The sequence below is a fragment of the Streptomyces sp. SX-6 genome, assembly GCF_059089585.1.
Window position 1 is genome coordinate 118,640 of the sequence record NZ_JBTHHU010000017.1, and the last position, 18,456, is coordinate 137,095.

15 protein-coding genes are annotated in these 18,456 nt (G+C 71.4%); 3 read left to right on the plus strand and 12 right to left on the minus strand.

The window, feature by feature from the left end:
• Window positions 1-33: 33 nt before the first annotated feature.
• The 4 genes from ACV530_RS21430 to ACV530_RS21445 form a co-directional block, all read right to left on the minus strand.
• On the minus strand, window positions 34-600 hold the full coding sequence (locus tag ACV530_RS21430; protein WP_494334186.1) for a hypothetical protein: 567 nt from the start codon (window positions 598-600) through the stop codon (window positions 34-36).
• 59 nt (window positions 601-659) lie between these two features.
• Entirely contained in the window at window positions 660-1,388 is a 729-nt protein-coding gene (gene rnhB / locus ACV530_RS21435; RefSeq protein ID WP_494334187.1) for a ribonuclease HII, read from the minus strand.
• A gap of 66 nt (window positions 1,389-1,454) precedes the next feature.
• Window positions 1,455-2,351, minus strand: coding sequence for an ADP-ribosylglycohydrolase family protein (locus ACV530_RS21440; protein WP_494334188.1), 897 nt, complete (start codon window positions 2,349-2,351; stop codon window positions 1,455-1,457).
• 10 nt (window positions 2,352-2,361) lie between these two features.
• Entirely contained in the window at window positions 2,362-3,021 is a 660-nt protein-coding gene (locus tag ACV530_RS21445; protein ID WP_494334189.1) for a phosphoglycerate mutase family protein, read from the minus strand.
• A 179-nt stretch (window positions 3,022-3,200) separates the two neighbouring features.
• Between ACV530_RS21445 and ACV530_RS21450 the strand changes: the two genes are divergently transcribed.
• Complete coding sequence (locus ACV530_RS21450; RefSeq protein WP_494334190.1) at window positions 3,201-3,869, plus strand: TetR/AcrR family transcriptional regulator; 669 nt, start codon at window positions 3,201-3,203, stop codon at window positions 3,867-3,869.
• A gap of 4 nt (window positions 3,870-3,873) precedes the next feature.
• Here ACV530_RS21450 and ACV530_RS21455 read toward each other — a convergent pair whose 3' ends face one another.
• The 3 genes from ACV530_RS21455 to nrdR form a co-directional block, all read right to left on the minus strand.
• Complete coding sequence (locus ACV530_RS21455) at window positions 3,874-4,479, minus strand: YdbC family protein (protein WP_494334191.1); 606 nt, start codon at window positions 4,477-4,479, stop codon at window positions 3,874-3,876.
• A gap of 187 nt (window positions 4,480-4,666) precedes the next feature.
• Window positions 4,667-7,540: a vitamin B12-dependent ribonucleotide reductase gene (locus tag ACV530_RS21460; RefSeq protein WP_494334192.1), complete on the minus strand. Its 2,874-nt coding sequence runs from the start codon at window positions 7,538-7,540 to the stop codon at window positions 4,667-4,669.
• Between the two features lie 111 nt (window positions 7,541-7,651).
• Window positions 7,652-8,188 carry a transcriptional regulator NrdR gene (nrdR, locus tag ACV530_RS21465; RefSeq protein ID WP_494334193.1) on the minus strand — a complete coding sequence of 179 codons (537 nt, stop codon included), beginning with the start codon at window positions 8,186-8,188 and terminating at the stop codon, window positions 7,652-7,654.
• A 623-nt stretch (window positions 8,189-8,811) separates the two neighbouring features.
• Here nrdR and lexA point away from each other — a divergent pair.
• Window positions 8,812-9,597, plus strand: coding sequence for a transcriptional repressor LexA (gene lexA / locus ACV530_RS21470; protein ID WP_494334194.1), 786 nt, complete (start codon window positions 8,812-8,814; stop codon window positions 9,595-9,597).
• 99 nt (window positions 9,598-9,696) lie between these two features.
• On the opposite strand, the gene ACV530_RS21475 is transcribed toward lexA, so the two are convergent.
• The 4 genes from ACV530_RS21475 to ACV530_RS21490 are packed head-to-tail and all read right to left on the minus strand — an operon-like array spanning window position 9,697 to window position 15,348.
• Entirely contained in the window at window positions 9,697-11,673 is a 1,977-nt protein-coding gene (locus ACV530_RS21475; RefSeq protein ID WP_494334195.1) for an ATP-dependent DNA helicase, read from the minus strand.
• A gap of 58 nt (window positions 11,674-11,731) precedes the next feature.
• Entirely contained in the window at window positions 11,732-12,400 is a 669-nt protein-coding gene (locus tag ACV530_RS21480; protein WP_494334196.1) for a GNAT family N-acetyltransferase, read from the minus strand.
• Between the two features lie 23 nt (window positions 12,401-12,423).
• Window positions 12,424-14,328: an IucA/IucC family protein gene (locus ACV530_RS21485; protein ID WP_494334197.1), complete on the minus strand. Its 1,905-nt coding sequence runs from the start codon at window positions 14,326-14,328 to the stop codon at window positions 12,424-12,426.
• Window positions 14,329-14,355: 27 nt separating this feature from the next.
• Complete coding sequence (locus ACV530_RS21490; RefSeq protein ID WP_494334198.1) at window positions 14,356-15,348, minus strand: aminotransferase class III-fold pyridoxal phosphate-dependent enzyme; 993 nt, start codon at window positions 15,346-15,348, stop codon at window positions 14,356-14,358.
• Between the two features lie 335 nt (window positions 15,349-15,683).
• On the opposite strand from ACV530_RS21490, the gene ACV530_RS21495 reads away from it, so the two are divergent.
• Complete coding sequence (locus ACV530_RS21495; protein ID WP_494334199.1) at window positions 15,684-16,901, plus strand: trypsin-like serine peptidase; 1,218 nt, start codon at window positions 15,684-15,686, stop codon at window positions 16,899-16,901.
• Window positions 16,902-16,961: 60 nt separating this feature from the next.
• Here ACV530_RS21495 and hflX read toward each other — a convergent pair whose 3' ends face one another.
• Entirely contained in the window at window positions 16,962-18,455 is a 1,494-nt protein-coding gene (gene hflX / locus ACV530_RS21500; protein WP_494334200.1) for a GTPase HflX, read from the minus strand.
• Window position 18,456: the final 1 nt, after the last annotated feature.

Genomic DNA, 18,456 nt, shown 5'->3' on the forward strand with positions numbered 1-18,456 from the left:
GTCCGAAGGGACGGCCCGCCGTCGGGACAGACGTCAGACGCCCGCGGAGAGCAGGGCGTTGACCCGCTGAGGGTCACCGCACACGACGAGCAGCACTCCGGCACGGCCGAGAGCCGCAGGCAGTGTGCCGGCCACCGCGGCGTCGGTGCCGCCGTTGACGGCGACGACCACGACCGGGCGGCCCACGACGCGCTCCGCGTCGGCAGCCGCGTGGAAGACGTCGTCCTTGGCGTCGTGCTGCGCCCAGTACGACGCCTCGCCGAAGGACAGTTCATGGGCTGCCCACGGGTGCAGTGCACCGGTGGTGAGGACCAGGATCTCGCTCGGCGCCCGGCCGGTGTCGAGCAGCAGGTCGACGGCCTCGTCCGCGGCGTCCAGGGCGCCTTCCGCGGAGGCGGGGATCAGCTGGATCTGCGGGGTGGCCGCAGCGGTCGGAGCCGCGGCCGCGCCAGGGCGTCGGCCCGGAGGGCCGGGCCGCACCGGGGCAGGGCGGGGACCAGGAACAGGGCGGGGGGTCGGCGCGTTGCGGCCGGCGGCCGGCACAGCGCGGGGACCCGGGACACTCTCGTGAATCTGAGGCTCCTCGGGGAAGAGAGGCATGAGTTGATGTCTATCAAACGCCGGTGCGAGTCGCGTCGGCGGGTGGCGCTTTGGGACGGTCAGAAGTCGAAGCCGAGCTGACCACTGGCCTCCAAGGCGCTCTTTCCACGGCTTTCGGGATCATCGGGGCTCCCGGGAACGACTCGGACCCGCTTCAAATGCTGCCACTTGGGAAGCGCGTCGAGATAGGCCCAGGACAGCCGGTGATGCGGCGTCGGGCCGAGCCGCTCCAGGGCCTCGCGATGCACCGGCGACGGATAGCCGGCGTTGTCGCAGAACCCGAAGTCCGTGTGCCCGGTGCCCAGTTCGGCCATCATCGCGTCCCGCCGGACCTTGGCGATCACGGAGGCCGCCGCGACGGCGATGCAGGACTGGTCACCCTTGACGACCGTTCGGACCCGCCAGGGCTCTCCGAGGTAGTCGTGCTTGCCGTCGAGGATGACCGCGTCGGGGCGCACCGGCAGCCCGTCCAGGGCCCGGGACGCCGCCAGCCGCAGTGCTGCCGTCATGCCCAGCTCGTCGATCTCCTCGGGCGAGGAGTGCCCGAGGGCGTAGGCGGTGACCCACGACTCCAGCTCCCCGGCGAGCGTCCGGCGACGCTTGGGGCTCAGCAGCTTGGAGTCGGTGAGCCCTGCGGGAGGACGCCGCAGCCCGGTGACGGCCGCGCATACGGTGACCGGGCCGGCCCAGGCACCACGGCCGACTTCGTCGACACCGGCGACGACCTTGGCTCCGGTCGTCGCGCGGAGCGAACGTTCGACGCGGTGGGTAGGCGGTTCGTAGGGCATGGCGCCAGCAAGGTTACGCCCCTGCGGCAGGCCGTGCGGCTCCGGGCCCCCTCCTCGCGGGGCGGCTCAGTGCGGGGCGCCAGGCAGCCAGCCCGGGAGCGCCTCGGTGGATCGCAGCCAGTCGGCCGGGGGTGCGCCCCGGCCGGCCGCCGCCACCACTCCCCCGGCAATGGCACAAGTGGTGTCGACGTCGCCGCCCGCCTGTGCGGTCGTCCAGAACGCCGCCTCGAAGGAGCCCAGATGACGGGCCGCCGCCCACAGCGCGAACGGGACGGTGTCGTGCGCGCTCGTCCGGCGGCCACAGCCCAGAACGGCCGCGACGGTGGTCACGTCCGCGTAGTCGAGCATGTCGCGGGCCCGCCGCAGCCCCGCGCCCACGGCACTGCGCGGGACGAGGGCGATCACCCCGTCCAGCAGAGCCTCCGGGGTGGCCGGACCCGCCGCCGCGCCGGAGGCGATCGCCGCCGCCGCGGCCACCGCCATCGCCCCGGCCACCGCCTCGCGGTGCTGGTGCGTGGTGTAGGCCGAGATCTCGGCCTGGTGCGTGGCCTGCTCGGGATCGTCCCCGTACCAGGCGCCGAGGGGGGCGATGCGCATGGCCGCGCCGTTGCCCCAGGAACCCTGCCCCTTGAACAGCGAGGCCGCCAGCTCGCGCCAGTCACCGCCCTCCCGGACCAGCCGCAGCATCCGGTTGACCGCCGGTCCGTAGCCCCGGTCGAAGTCGTGGTGCTCGGCGAAGGACCGGGCGAGCGCGTCCTGGTCGATCCGGCCGTGCCCGGCGAGGACCGCGACCACGGAGCAGGCCATCTCGGTGTCGTCGGTCCAGCCCCACGGTCCCGGCGGGACTTCCTTGCGCTTGAGAGAGGGGCGGTTGGCGGGGACGAAGAACTGGGAGCCCAGGGCATCGCCCACGGCCAGCCCGCGCAGACTTGCCAGAGCTCGGTGGAATCGGTCAGCGGTCATCGCAGCGACTCTAGCCGGTGAAGCCGTACGATTCGGGGGTGCACCAGCGTTCGAACGGGCGGTCGAGATGGTATCGCCCGTCGGACCCGAGCAGCAGCGCGCGGGTCTCCCCGTTGCCCGGATTCGACAGGCACTCGAACTCCGCCACGGTCCAGTGCAGCCACCGCATGCAGAACAGCCTCATGGTCAACCCGTGCGTGACGAGCAGGACGTTCGGCGGATGCCCCGGATCCTCGAAGCTGCGCCACAGACTCTCCAGGAAGGCCCCGACCCGGTCGTACACATCGGCGCCCGACTCGCCCTGGGCGAAGCGGTAGAAGAAGTGCCCGTAGGCATCCCGGTACGCCTTCTGCCGGCGCACGTCCTCGCGGTCCTGCCAGTTGCCCCAGTCCTGTTCCCTCAGGCGCGGCTCCTCTCGGACCCGGACCCGGCGCGGATCGAGCCCCAGCCCCATAAAGGTCTGGTGGGTGCGGCGGTAGGGGGAGACATACGCGGAGACCGCTTCGTCCCCGAAGAGCTCGCGCAGGCGCACGCCCGCTTCCTGGGCCTGCTTGCGCCCCTTGGGAGTCAGGCTCAGCGCGTGGTCGGGTTCCCGCTCGTAGACCGCGTCGTCGACATTGCCCACCGACTCTCCGTGCCGGAGGAGGACTATGCGCCGGGGCCTCACCATGACGCCACCCTAAATCGAACACGGCTCACCTGCCTCACACTGCGCAGGGCGTGGACAGCCGACCGACTCATCCACGGACGGCCCTGGCGACCACTCCGCAACACCGATGTCAAACGCGACTCACGTTGCGTTACGCTCAGCATGACACACCTCGACGACTAACACAACCGGAGTTGCAATTGTCTTCGGAGCCGGACACCTCCGCCCCCCGCACCCCGGGCACGGTCCGCCCCGGCGGGCGCACCGCCCGCACCCGCGCCGCCGTGCGCGACGCCGTGCTCGCCGGGCTCGTCGAGCACGGCTACCCCGGGCTCACCGTCGACTATGTCGCCGAGCACTCCGGCGTCCACAAGACCACGCTCTACCGGCGCTGGGGCGGCGTGGAAGGGCTGATCGCCGAAGCCCTCGAGCTCGCGGGCGAGGACAGCTGGACGCCGCCAGACACGGGGTCCCTCCACGGCGATCTGCGGGCTCTCGCCCACGAGGTCGTGGACTCCTTCACGGATCCGGAGGCCGCGGCGGCCCCCACCGCCTTCGTCGCCGCCGCGTTCCAGTCCGACCGGGCCGCCGACGCACTCCGGGGCTTCTACGCCGAGCGCTTCGAACGCTGCGCACCGGTGATCGCCCGCGCCGTCGAACGCGGCGAGGCCCCGGCCGGTACGGACCACGGCGCCGTCGGACGAGCCGTCGCCGCACCGCTGTTCTTCCGGCTGTTCGTCACCCGCGAGCCCATCGATGCGGCGCTCGCCGACCAGGCCGCCGACGCCACCCTCGCCGCGGTTGCCGCGGGCGTCCACCTCGCCCCTGCGGCAACCGCGGCGGAAGAAGCGGAAGAAGGGGACAGCTGAGGCTTCACACGGTCCAGGAGGGCTCTATCTGCACGACGTCGCCCGCGATCGCCGCGACGTCCGCCTCGGTCTGCGCCCGCAGCGCCAGCCGCTCCACCCGGTCCGCCCGGTACTTCCCGTGCTCGGCCTCGGAGTCCCACATCGACAGCACCAGGAACTCCGGGCCGGGCGCCTCGCCGAACACCCCGCGCAGCATCCCCGGAGAGCCGGCCATCGCGGGGTTCCACACCTTCTCCTGCATCAGCGTGAAGTGATCGACTCTCTCCTCCCGCACCCGGCAGTGGGCGATCCGCACGACATCCGCGTCCGTGAACTGCGGCCGGAACCCCACCTTCACATCGAATCGGTGCTCGAACAGCCGCACTTGGGCGTCCTTGTACGTACCGGCCTGGGCAGCCGCCAGCCTGTCGTGCGACCGCGCCATGAAGGAGTCGTAGAACGCCCGGCTCTCCCAGAAGTTGAAAAGGTGCGCCACACCAGGGCGCCCCCGGCTCCAGCCGCCTCCCTGTCCCCGGAACCCCGGCTCACCCAGCAACCCCGCCCACTTCCGCTGTCCCCGCTCGAAACCACGGCGGTCGATCACGGTGCAGCGAATCCACTTGACCAGCACCGGGCCATCGTACGGCCATGAACGTGGCGCGCATCACGGTCCCGAGGAGTGCGCCGGGGCGCGTGCTCTCCATCGAAAAGGGCGTGTTCTCCGCCGATTCTCCGCTGAAAAGAGCGGAGGAATGGAACGACGAAGGGGACCGGCCGGAGCCGGTCCCCTTCGTCAGCTACTGGTCAACTGCCGGTTGTCAGCTGCAGCCGCTCGTCGAACCGCAGCCCTCGCACAGGTAGCAGCTGCCCGCACGGCGCATCTTCGTGCCGCAGGAGAAGCACAGCGGCGCGTCCGCGTTCAGGCCGAGCTGCATCTCCACCAGCTCGGTGGAGTTGTGGACCTGCTTCGGCGCCGAGGCCGCCGCGGGCCGGGCCGGGGCCTCGGACTTCGGGGACTCGAGCTGCCGCGGGGCGGACTGGGCGAGGCCCTCGACGTCGACCTCCTCGTCAGCCGGCTCGTACGAACCGGTGTCGAGGTGGCGCTGGCGCTCCTCGGCGGAGTGGATGCCCAGCGCGGAGCGCGTCTCGAAGGGCAGGAAGTCCAGCGCCAGGCGACGGAAGATGTAGTCGACGATCGACTGCGCCATCCGCACGTCCGGGTCGTCCGTCATGCCGGCCGGCTCGAAGCGCATGTTCGTGAACTTCGAGACGTAGGTCTCCAGCGGCACGCCGTACTGCAGGCCGACCGAGACAGCGATCGAGAAGGCGTCCATCATGCCCGCGAGGGTCGAACCCTGCTTGGACATCTTGAGGAAGACCTCGCCGAGACCGTCGTCCGGGTAGGAGTTGGCGGTCATGTAGCCCTCGGCACCGCCCACCGTGAAGGAGGTGGTGATGCCCGGACGGCCCTTGGGCAGACGCTTGCGGACCGGGCGGTACTCGACGACCTTCTCCGCGGCGGGAGCCGGGGCCTCGACGGCCTTCTTCTCCTCTTCCTTCTTCTTGGCGGAGAGCGGCTGGCCGACCTTGCAGTTGTCGCGGTAGATCGCGAGGGCCTTCAGGCCCATCTTCCAACCCTCGAAGTAGACCTCCTCGACCTCCTCGACCGTGGCCGACTCCGGCAGGTTCACGGTCTTGGAGATGGCGCCGGAGAGGAACGGCTGGGCCGCGGCCATCATGCGCACGTGGCCCATGGCCGAGATCGCCCGCTCGCCCATGGCGCAGTCGAAGACCTCGTAGTGCCGGGGCTTCAGACCCGGGGCGTCGATGACGTTGCCGTACTCGGCGATGTGGGCGACGATCGCCTCGACCTGCTCGGGCTGGTAGCCCAGGCGCTTGAGCGCCTTCGGGACCGTGTTGTTCACGATCTGCATCGAGCCGCCGCCGACGAGCTTCTTGAACTTGACCAGCGCCAGGTCCGGCTCGACGCCCGTGGTGTCGCAGTCCATCATCAGGCCGATGGTGCCCGTGGGGGCCAGCACGGAGGCCTGGGCGTTGCGGAAGCCGTTCTTCTCGCCGAGGCGGAGGACGTCCTGCCATGCCTCGGTCGCCGCGGCCCACACCGGGGTGTCCAGGTCGTCCATGCGCACGGCGGAGGCGTTGGCGTCCGAGTGCTGCTTCATGACGCGCTGGTGGGCCTCGGCGTTGCGGGCGTAGCCGTCGTACGGACCGACGACCGCGGCCAGCTCGGCGGAGCGGCGGTAGGACGTGCCGGTCATCAGCGAGGTGATGGCACCGGCGAGCGCACGGCCGCCGTCGCTGTCGTAGGCGTGGCCGGTGGCCATCAGCAGGGCGCCGAGGTTGGCGTAGCCGATGCCCAGCTGGCGGAAGGCGCGGGTGGTCTCGCCGATCTTCTGCGTCGGGAAGTCCGCGAAGCAGATGGAGATGTCCATCGCGGTGATGACCAGCTCGACGACCTTGGCGAAGCGCTCGGCGTCGAACGACTGGTTGCCCTGCTCGTCGTCGCGCAGGAACTTCATCAGGTTCAGCGAGGCGAGGTTGCACGAGGAGTTGTCCAGGTGCATGTACTCGCTGCACGGGTTGGACGCGGTGATCCGGCCCGTCTCCGGCGAGGTGTGCCAGTGGTTGATGGTGTCGTCGTACTGGATGCCGGGGTCGGCACAGGCCCAGGCGGCCTCGGCCATCTTGCGGAAGAGGGACTTGGCGTCGATCTCCTCGATGACCTCGCCGGTCAGGCGGGCGCGCAGGCCGAACTTCGAGCCGGTCTCGACGGCCTTCATGAACTCGTCGTTCACACGGACCGAGTTGTTGGCGTTCTGGTACTGGACGGAGGTGATGTCATCGCCGCCCAGGTCCATGTCGAAGCCGGCGTCGCGCAGGGCGCGCACCTTCTCCTCTTCCTTCACCTTGGTGTCGATGAAGGCCTCGACGTCCGGGTGGTCGACGTCGAGGACGACCATCTTCGCCGCGCGCCGGGTGGCACCGCCGGACTTGATCGTCCCGGCGGAGGCGTCGGCACCGCGCATGAAGGAGACCGGGCCGGAGGCGTTGCCGCCGGAGGAGAGCAGCTCCTTGGAGGAGCGGATGCGGGAGAGGTTCAGGCCGGCGCCGGAACCGCCCTTGAAGATCATCCCCTCTTCCTTGTACCAGTCGAGGATCGACTCCATGGAGTCGTCGACGGAGAGGATGAAGCAGGCGGACACCTGCTGCGGCTGGGCGGTGCCGACGTTGAACCACACCGGCGAGTTGAAGCTGAAGACCTGGTGCAGCAGCGCGTACGCCAGCTCGTGCTCGAAGATCTCGGCGTCCGCCGGAGTGGCGAAGTACCCGTGCTCCTCACCGGCCTTGCGGTAGGTGCGCACCACGCGGTCGATCAGCTGCTTGAGGCCCGACTCGCGCTCGGGCGAACCGACGGCACCCCGGAAGTACTTGCTCGTGACAATGTTGACCGCGTTCACCGACCAGAACTCGGGGAACTCGACGCCACGCTGCTCGAAGTTGATCGAGCCGTCACGCCAGTTGGTCATGACGACGTCACGACGCTCCCACACCACCTCGTCGTACGGGTGCACGCCCGGAGTGGTGTGGATGCGTTCGATGCGCAGACCCTTGCCGCCCTTGTTCCCCTTGGAGCGGGAACCTCGTGCCGGGCCGCTCGTCGTCTCTGTCATGCCGCCTCCCTCTACCGGGCAAAACGCCCTTGTGCGCCCATTTCTTCCGTGGCGCGATGTGTCTGTCACCCGGACACGCGAAGCGCGCCGGGCAGGTCTGTATGTCGCCGCTCAGTCGGCAGCCGCGGCGGGCGCGGGAACCTCGACGTCCCCGTCGCAGCCGTCCGCGGAGCCGCCGCGGTCATCGGAACCCCGGCCGCCGGGGACGCTGCGCCGCAGCTCCGCGACGGCGGCCTCGAAGTCCTCGAGCGAGTCGAACGCCTGGTACACGGACGCGAAACGCAGATACGCGACCAGGTCGAGGTCCTTGAGCGGACCGAGTATGGCGAGGCCGACGTCGTGCGTGGAGAGCTCGGCGCTGCCCGTGGCGCGCACCGCCTCCTCGACCCGCTGGCCGAGCTGGGCCAGGGCGTCCTCGGTGACGGGCCGTCCCTGGCACGCCTTGCGCACCCCGGAGATGACCTTGTTGCGGCTGAAGGGCTCAGTGACCCCGCTGCGCTTGATCACCATGAGTGACGCGGTTTCCACCGTCGTGAACCGGCGGGAGCAGTCGGGGCACTGGCGACGCCTGCGGATCGAGCAACCGTCGTCGGTGGTCCGGCTGTCGACCACACGGCTGTCGGGGTGCCTGCAGAAGGGGCAGTGCATGGCTCTCCACCCTCCTTCACCCTCGAGAAACCTCGAACAACTCTGTACATGCGTGGCCTCGACAGGCCCGTCAACGGCCCCGCGAAGCAGCCCCAAGCATAGGCGATGGCCACGACTGGAGATGACCAGGACCCGCCGTCGACCACAACTTGTGGGCGGCCGCCGCCATCAAAGCACTAGATCTGGTGCCCGGTGGGCGAACACGCCCAACGCGTGTCGCCTGTCGGCGGCGCGACAAGAGCGTACGCGAGCGGGCACGCGCCCCCGCCACAAGGGCGTGGGTGACACACTGGACGCAGGGCGCGACGGCGCCCGGTCCGGCCGGCGGAGCGGTGCGGCGCCGAGGCCTGGCAAGGGGTCGGGGAAGGCCCGAAGGCCTCGCCCGCGGCCGGTCACCCCGCGTGAGCGGCGAGGCCTGGACGCCCCGGTGGAACCGGGAGCACACCAGGAACGCGGCGCACCCGAACAGTACCGTAATGAGGCGAAATGATCTTCGCCCGTACACCCCCAGACCTGATCACGTCAGCCAATCACCGATATTTCACTCGAACGTGTGTTTGGCGCAACCTTTCGAAAGCAACTACCGTTGTCCAGCTAGGGAGAACATCTCGAGAGGGGCCGACGTGACCACCACCGCAAACAGCGCCACCATCACCGCCCAGGACCGCTCCCAGAACCGACTCGACCAGGCACACCCGATGAATGACACAGCCATGAGCGCCGAGGGGCCCAAGCCGGCCCGCTCGCTCCCAGGGCGGCCACCAGGGATCCGTGCGGACAGCTCGGGCCTCACCGACCGGCAGCGACGCGTCATCGAGGTCATCCGGGACTCCGTCCAGCGCCGTGGGTACCCGCCCTCCATGCGCGAGATCGGCCAGGCCGTGGGCCTCTCCAGCACCTCTTCCGTGGCCCACCAGCTGATGGCCCTGGAGCGCAAGGGTTTCCTGCGCCGGGACCCCCACCGCCCCCGCGCCTATGAAGTACGGGGCTCCGATCAGCCCAGCACACAGCCGACCGACACCACCGGCAAACCGGCCGCTTCCTACGTCCCCCTCGTCGGCCGGATCGCCGCCGGTGGCCCGATCCTCGCGGAGGAGTCGGTCGAGGATGTCTTCCCGCTGCCCCGCCAACTGGTGGGTGACGGCGAGCTCTTCGTGCTGAAGGTCGTCGGCGACTCCATGATCGAGGCCGCGATCTGTGACGGGGACTGGGTGACGGTGCGCCGCCAGCCCGTCGCGGAGAACGGCGATATCGTGGCGGCGATGCTCGACGGCGAGGCGACGGTCAAGCGCTTCCGGCGCGAGGACGGCCATGTGTGGCTGCTGCCGCACAATGCCGCCTACCAGCCGATTCCCGGCGACGAGGCCACCATCCTCGGCAAGGTCGTGGCCGTACTGCGGCGGGTGTGAGAGCACACCGAGACCGGGCCCCGGAGCCACTGCGCCGGTTCCGGGGCCCCGCTGCATTCGCGGCCGCCCCTCTCGCCTCCGCTTCCTCCTGAGCCTCCGCTACTTCTCCCGAGCCGCGGCGTCGATGGCCGCCAGCGAGCGGCGCACCTGGTTGCGGTCCGTCGTGTACCAGAAGTCCGGCAGAGAGGCCCGCAGGAAGGAGCCGTAGCGGGCCGTCGCCAGCCGCGGGTCGAGCACGGCCACCACGCCGCGATCGCCCGAGGCACGGACGAGCCGGCCGGCACCCTGGGCCATCAGCAGGGCCGCGTGCGTCGCCGCGACGGCCATGAAGCCATTGCCGCCCGCCTGCTCCACCGCCCGCTGCCGGGCGCTCATCAGCGGATCGTCCGGGCGGGGGAAGGGCACCCGGTCCATCACGACGAGCTGGCAGCTCGTCCCGGGCACGTCGACCCCCTGCCAGAGCGACAGGGTGCCGAACAGACAGGTGGCCTCGTCGCCGGCGAACGTCTTGATCAGTTCGCCCAGGGTCTCCTCGCCCTGCAGCAGGATCGGCATGTCGAGCCGTCCGCGCAGCTCCTCCGCGGCGGCCTGCGCGGCCCGCATCGAGGAGAACAGGCCGAGCGTGCGCCCCCCGGCGGCCTCGATCAGCTCGGCCAGCTCGTCGAGCATGTCGGCCCGGCTGCCCTCGCGGCCGGGCTGGGACAGGTGCTTGGCGACGTAGAGGATGCCCTGCTTGCGGTAGTCGAAGGGGGAGCCGACGTCCACGCCCTTCCACTCCGGGAGGTCCTCCCCCTCGACGCCCTCGGGGGCGAGGCCCAGGGAGGCGCCGACGCCGTTGAAGTCGCCGCCGAGCTTGAGCGTGGCCGAGGTGAGGACCACGGAACGCTCGCTGAACAGCTTCTCGCGCAGCAGCCCGGAGACCGAGAGCGGTGCGACGCGCAGCGACGCTCCGAAGCGATCGTGACGCTCGAACCACACGACGTCGTACTCCGAGCCCTCGACGATGCGCTCGGCGACGGCGTGGATGTTCTCGACGGAGGCCAGGGCCTGCTTGCGGACGGCGTCCTCGTCCTGCACCGACTTGTCGCGGGTGTTCCCGATCGCGGAGATCACCGTCCGGGAGGCATCCCGCAGCATCATCAGGACGTGCGCCAGATCCTCGGGGATCTCCTCCAGCCGGCCCGGGAGAGCCAGCTCCATCAGCCGCTCGAAGCTCTCGGACGCCGTCTGCAGCGCGTCGGCCGCCTTCTCGTCGACGAGCTTGGCCGCCCGGCGCACGGCACGGTTGACCTGGCCGGGAGTCAGCTCACCGGTGGCCACGCCGGTGACCCGCGAGACCAGCTCATGGGCCTCGTCGACGATCAACACCTCGTGACCGGGCAGGACCGGCGCACCTTCAATGGCATCGATGGCCAGCAGCGCGTGGTTGGTCACCACGACGTCGGCCAGCTTGGCCCGCTCCCGTGCCGCCTCCGCGAAGCACTCCGCGCCGTACGCGCACTTCGACGCGGAGAGACACTCGCGCGAGGTGACGGAGACCTGTGACCAGGCGCGGTCGGAGACTCCGGGGGTGAGGTCGTCGCGGTCGCCGGTCTCGGTCTCGTCGGCCCAGTCGCGCAGGCGCAGGAGGTCCTTGCCGAGCTTGCTGGTCGGGGCCGCCGACTCGACCGCGTCGAAGAGGCCCTCCTCTTCTTCCTGCGGGACGCCTTCGTGCAGCCGGTGCAGGCACAGATAGTTCGACCTGCCCTTGAGCATCGCGAACTCCGGGCGGCGGCGCAGCTGCGGATGCAGGGCGTTCACCGTGCGCGGAAGATCGCGTTCCACGAGCTGGCGCTGGAGCGCGAGCGTCGCCGTCGCGACCACCACCCTCTCGCCGTGGGCAAGCGCCGGCACGAGATAGCCGAGGGACTTGCCCGTGCCGGTGCCCGCCTGCACCAGCAGGTGGGTATTGCTGTCGATCGCTTCGGCGACGGCCTCGGCCATGGTGACCTGGCCGGGGCGTTCGGTGCCCCCGACCGCGGCCACGGCGGCGTGCAGAAGATCGGTGAGCGAGGGCTGGGAGGAGGTGGCAGTCATAGCCCTGCCAGCCTAAGGGGCGGCACCGACATCGTGTGCCGACTCCGGCACCTCCGCGTTACAGAACGCTCCGCAGCATCCGGTCGCGCATCATCATCGCCGCGCGTTTACGGGGCAGTTCGACCTCGCCCGTCAGCCGGAAGCCGGCGCCGAGGAGCGCCGCGACATAGGGGATGTTGTGCAGATCGGGTTCCGCGATCACACGGCCGCACGACGGCCGGTGATCCAGGACGAGATCCGCGACCGCGCGCAGCAGGCAGGTGCCGATGCCGTGCCCCCGGTCGGCGACCTCGCCGATGAGGAGACGGATCCCGGTGTCGTGCGGACGGGCCGGATAGTGGCGGGCCAGTGGATCGAGGTCGGCCCGGTAGACCTCCCAGTAGCTCATGGGGGTGCCGGCGAGCACGCCGAGGCAGGGCACGCTGCGCCCGTCGGTGTGGAGCCGGCCGCGCAGGTGGTTCGCGGTGACCGCCTCCGGCCCGGCCAGTCCCCACAGCGCCGCCACGGCAGGATCGTTCATCCACCGGGCGATGAGCCGTACGTCCCGCTCGATGCGGACGGGCACGAGGTGGAAGGGCCCCGCGTCGGTGGCGACGGGACCCCAGTCGGCCAGGCCGTCGAGGAGGTCGGCGGTGCGGTGGGCGGCCGGTACGTCCGGGACGAACGTGACGGGCTCCTCGGCGAGCCGTAGCTCGAGGGTCTCTTCGGTGTCTCTCTCGCTGTTCATCCGGGCTCGCTGTTCATCCGGGCTCATCCGGCCGACGCGGCAACAGGGTTGGCCATGGTGACGTGAGGGGCGGGCGTGCCCCTCAGCGCCGTCAGCAGCTCCGCCGTGCAGCGCAGCGCCGACGCTTCGAGCAGACGGGCCGGCAGTGACGAGCGACTGCCCGGCCCGGCAGCCTCCGTGAGGAAGCGGCGCAGGGCGGCGAGCAGGATCCGTTCGTCGGCGAGGCGTTGTGCGCCGAAGGCACCGATCAGGCCGAGGAGGTTGTCGACGCCGAGGTGGCAGGCGAACCGCTCGTCGGCCGTCTCGTCGAGGACGAATGCCTCGCTCTCCTCGCCGATGCCGGGCAGGAGTTCGCCGAGCACGGGCCGGTGCGACTCGCGGAAGAGGATCCCCCGGCCGTCCCGGTAACGACCGCCGACCGGCCAGCCGTCGCGGTCGAGCAGCACCAGGGTGTTCTGCCGGCCCGCCTCCACGGCGATACCCGCCGTGCCGTCGAGCCAGAGCAAGGGCCGGACGACCGCCTCCAGGTAGCGCAGGAACCACTCGGCGGAGACCGCCCCGGCGGGCCGGCCGGTGCGGTGCGCGAGCCGGGCGACGATGGCAGCGAGCCGGGAGCACACGGCCGGGTGCCCGGCGGGGGCCGCGCGCCCCGGCCAGGGACGGGGCGTGACCAGCCCGGCGATGCAGACGGCGTCGTCGCCCGGGCCGAACGGGTTGTGCCGGAAGGCCACGCCGAGCCCGGGCACCGGCGTGCCCCCGGGGGCATCCACCGCGAGCCAGGCCGGGTCGCGGACGATGTCGAACCCGAGGCCGCCGGGGCAGGCCGCGCGCCACCGCTCGGCGAGCCCGCCGCGCAGCAGCCGGTGCACCTCGACGCCGCGCCGCAGCTCCGTACGGGGGTTCTCGCCACCGGCGACGGCAAGGGAGAGGGAGAGCGTGAACATCACGGGCGCCCCGGGCCGGTGGACCGTACGCAGGTCGGACGTCGGATGCCACGGCTCACCGTGGGCGCCGAGCTCGTGCACCAGTCCCGCCTCGAGGAGCCGGGCCGTGACGGGGCAGTGCCGGAGGCCCTGCGCCTGCCAGGGGTGCAGCGGCACGGGGACGGTGTCAGCGGGCAGCGGGAGACCGGGCCCGGCCAGCCGGACGGCGAGAGCGGGCGCGTCGACGGCGCGGCCGCGCTCGGTCCAGGCCGAGTCGGTGGCCAGGACGGACCGGTGGACGGCCACCCAGTGCAGCGGGAAGGAACCGCGCAACTCCGGTGAACAGGAGCGCACTTCGTGCTCGGAGAGGCCCTCGCGACTGTTGGGGGCAGGGTGGAACGGATGGCCGAAGAGCAGGGACTGCTCACCGTGGAGGAAGAGATTTTCCGTACCCGGGTCGGCCGGACGGACGCGCCGGTCAGCGAGGAACGCGGCAGTACGGCGCACCGAATCGGCGACCCTGCCCACGAGTTCGGCACCGTGCCAGGCGGGAATGCCCGCTCCGCTCGCCGCTTCCCGCGCGAGAAGCGCCGCCTCCCGCGCAAGGAGCGCGGCGAGCGTGACGGCGTCGAGGGCGGGAGCCTCGGCAGGCCCGTCCATGAGCGCCGGGGGCCCGAACCGGTGCCAGCCGGTGGCGGACCAGTAGTGCACGGGAGCGTGCAGAACGATTCCGCTTGCGGCGAGCGGCAGTTGCAGGCACCCCCCGCCGGGGCGGGCGATGCCGTGCTCGCGCACCCAGCAACGCAGCAGCGACTCCGCCGCGTTGGCGTCCGCGGCGGCCCGCGGGTCGGGGTGGTCCAGGAGGTCGCCGGGACCGTACGAGCCGGGCGGCTCGGCGCGGCGGGCGTCCCTGCCGGGCGCCTGCGCCGGTACGGACCGCGCCTGCGGGCCGGGAGCGCGGAGACCGCCGACGGCCGGGACGACGGTGGAGGGCGATGCGTTCATGCGGGTACGGCACACATGTCACGGCGGTCAGGCCGGAGTTGCTGCGCCTGCCTCCTTCGGCTTGCTGAACACGGGGCTGCCCGCACGCGAGAGCGCGGCGAGAGCGTCGGAGAGTCTGTCGAGCACCGCCTCGGTCTGTTCGTCCGTGATGGTGAGGGGCGGCAGGAGGCGGACGAGACGGGGGTGTTGGCCGTCCAGCCCGACGATCAGGCCGCGCTCCAGGGATGCCTGCCGCACGGAGGCGGCCGCCTCCGGGCCGGTGAGCTCGACGTCGATCATGAGCCCGCGGCCCCGCACCTCGCCGACGCACTCGTGCTCCCCCGCGAGCCGCCGCAGCTTGCGGAGCATGCGCTCGCCGAGCACCCGCGCCCGCCCGGCGAGGCCGTTCTCCCTGACGAACCGCACCGCGGCCGCGCCCGCGGCCATGGCCAGCTGGTTGCCCCGGAACGGGCTGGCGCAGTCGTCGGGCGGGCCGGGGTCCAGGCCGCTCCGGTGGACGACGGCGGCGAGGGGCAGGCCGCCGCCGACGGCTTCGGACAGGACCATCGCATCGGGCACCACCCCGCTGTGCTCGACGGCCCAGAAGGCGCCCGTGCGGCCCATGCCCGTTCGCGTCTCGTCGACGACGAGGGGCACCGCGCGGGCCGCGGCGATGTCGCGCAGCCGGCGAAGCCGGCCGTCCGGGGCGGCGAGCAGGCCCTCGCGCCCGGTTGTGGCCCGGACGAGATCCTGCGCGGCGGTCACCGCCTCCGCCGCGGTCGGCCCGCAGAACCGGATGCGGGCCGAACCGGCCAACTCCCCGGGCAGCGTGGCGAACAGCTCGCCGCGGAAGGCGTCCTCCACCGGCGTGGCCAGGCCGGGCACATGCAGCGGTGCGTCCGAGTCGAGGACGGACCGGACGGCCTCGAGCACCACGGGGTGGTTGTGGCCGAGCACGAGCGCACCGCCGCCGGGGAAGCAGTCGAGATAGCGGCGGCCGTCGGCGCCCTCGATCGTCAGCCCCCGGGCGCGGACCGGCACGATGGGAAGCGAGCAGGCATACCCGCTCGCTGACGCCTCGTCGGGCAACACCCTCGGCGGTGACTGGCTCGAGGCCACGACTCCGGGCCCTCCGTCCTGACTGCTGAACACCGGCTGTTCGTCCCCCGTACGTAGCAACGACGCCGCGAGCCGGGGAACACGGGCGAGGGACAAGATCCTTCGAGGGGAACCGGAGGGCCGCCCGGCCCCGTCCTCCCCGGCACCGGCGTAGTGTGGCCCTGCCCCTCTGCCGGGGCGGTGCATGACAAGTCCCACCGTGCACCCATGGAGCACGCATGCATCAGCAAAAAGCACAGATCGGGGGATTCCACTCCATGCCATCCCAACGCCCGTCCGCTGCCCGCCGGCACCCCGGGTCGCGAGCATCGCGTGTGCTCGCCGCGGCGGCCCTCGCCGCCTCCCTGGCGCTGACCGCCGCCGCCTGCGGCCCGTCCGACGACGAGGCCGCGGCCGGCAACAAGCCCAGCTCGGCGAGCCAGGGCGACGACAGCATCAAGCTGCCCAAGGGGATCACCCTTCAGGACATCGAGAAGTGGAAGAACGGCGAATGGAAGAAATGGGACAAGGACCGCTGGCTGCGTGAGGCCCGGGACTTCATCAACCCCATCATCAAGGGCCATTGGAAGCCCGACACGATGAAGGACGCCCACTCCAGCGACAAGACGTTCTCGTCGAAGGACGCCCCGGGCACGGCCCCGGGCGGAGCCGGCGACCAGGGCGTGACCGACCCCGAGCCGCTGCCGAAGCAGGCCCAGGCCGTCCAACTGCCGTACCACACGAGCGTCCCGCCGGTCGGCAAGGTCTTCTTCGACAGCCCGCAGGGCCACATGGTCTGCTCGGCGACGGTCGTCAAGGACCCGGCGCACCCCGGCAAGTCCAACATGGTGTGGACGGCGGGCCACTGCGTGCACGCGGGCAAGGCCGGCGGCTGGTACCGCAACATCGCCTTCGTGCCGTCCTACAACGACAAGGGCCTGCCCGGCGCCCAGGTCAACAGCGCGCCCGTGCAGGACGTCGCGCCGAACGGCGTGTGGTGGGCGGACTGGGCCCAGACCTCGTCGCAGTGGATCTCCCAGGGTGCCGAGACCGGTGGTGCGGGTGCTCCGTACGACTTCTCCGTGCTGCACGTGAAGCAGGAGAACGGCACCGGGAAGTCGCTCGAGGAGACGGTCGGCAGCGCGCTGACCGTTGACTTCAACGCGCCGCAGGTCAAGTCCATCCAGTCCATGGGCGCTTGGGGCTACCCGGCCGCGCCGCCCTTCGACGGCCAGAAGATGTACGACTGCATCGACAAGCCGGGCCGGCTCTCCCTGACCCCCGCCCAGCCGACGATGTACCGCATCGGCTGCACGATGACCGGTGGTTCGTCGGGCGGCGGCTGGTTCGCCAAGGGCCCCGACGGCAAGGCGGTGCTCGTCTCCAACACCTCGATCGGCCCGTCCGACAGCCGCTGGCTGGCGGGCCCGCACCTGGGTCCGGAGGCCAAGGGCGTCTACGACGCCATCAGCCAGAAGTTCGCCTCCCAGGGCTAGACGGACTCATGCGAAGGGCCCGCACCCGGCGTCACCGGGTGCGGGCCCTTCCGCGCTGTCTCAGGCGCGAGCCGCGGGCTCGTACCGCCGCAGCTCGGCGGCGAGCTCCTCGTGCACGCGCGCCCTGACGAGGGTGCCCTCCGCGGTGTGCTCCTCGGAGAGCACCTCACCGTCGGCGTGGACCCGGGCGATCAGGGAGCCGTGCGTGTAGGGCACGAGCGCCTCGATCTGCACGGCCGGACGCGGAAGCTCGGCGTCGATCAGCTCGAGCAGCTCCGCGATCCCCTCGCCCGTGCGCGCCGACACCGCGATCGAGCGGCGCTCGATGCGCAGCAGCCGCTGGAGCACCAGCGGATCGGCCGCGTCCGCCTTGTTGATCACCACGATCTCGGGCACGTCGACCGCGCCCACCTCGCGGATCACCTCGCGCACCGCCGCCAGCTGCTCCTCCGGCGCCGGGTGCGAGCCGTCCACCACGTGCAGGATCAGGTCGGAGTCGCCGACCTCCTCCATGGTGGAGCGGAACGCCTCGACGAGGTGGTGCGGCAGGTGGCGCACGAAACCGACGGTGTCGGCGAGGGTGTAGAGCCGCCCGGTGGGCGTCTCCGCCCGGCGCACGGTCGGGTCGAGGGTGGCGAACAGGGAGTTCTCCACCAGGACACCCGCACCGGTGAGCCGGTTGAGCAGCGAGGACTTGCCGGCGTTGGTGTATCCGGCGATGGCGACCGAGGGGACCTTGTTGCGGCGGCGCTCCTGGCGCTTGATGTCGCGCCCGGTCTTCATCTCCGCGATCTCCCGGCGCATCTTCGCCATCTTCTCGCGGATCCGCCGCCGGTCCGTCTCGATCTTGGTCTCACCGGGACCACGGGTGGCCATGCCGCCGCCGGACGAGCCGGAGCCGCCACCGCCCATCTGCCGGGAGAGCGACTGGCCCCAGCCGCGCAGCCTGGGCAGCATGTACTGCATCTGTGCCAGCGAGACCTGCGCCTTGCCCTCCCGGGACTTGGCGTGCTGGGCGAAGATGTCGAGGATCAGGGCGGTCCGGTCGACCACCTTGACCTTGACGACGTCCTCGAGGTGGATGAGCTGGCCGGGGCTGAGCTCACCGTCGCACACGACGGTGTCGGCGCCGGTCTCCAGGACGATGTCCCGCAGCTCCTGGGCCTTGCCGGAGCCGATGTACGTGGCCGGGTCGGGCTTGTCACGGCGCTGGGTCACGCCGTCCAGCACCTGGGCACCCGCGGTCTCGGCGAGGGCGGCGAGCTCCGCGAGGGAGTTGTCCGCGTCCTGCACGGTGCCGGACGTCCAGACGCCGACCAGCACGACGCGCTCGAGGCGCAGCTGCCGGTACTCGACCTCGGTGACGTCCTCGAGCTCGGTGGAGAGGCCGGCGACGCGGCGCAGTGCCGCGCGCTCGGAGCGGTCGTACTGGTCGCCGTCGCGTTCCCCGTCGATCTCGTGGCTCCAGGCGACGTCCTCTTCCATCAGGGCGTCGGCCCGAAGACCCTCCGGGAGGTTCTGCCGGTCCTGGGGAAGGGGAGAAGTGGAGGTCATG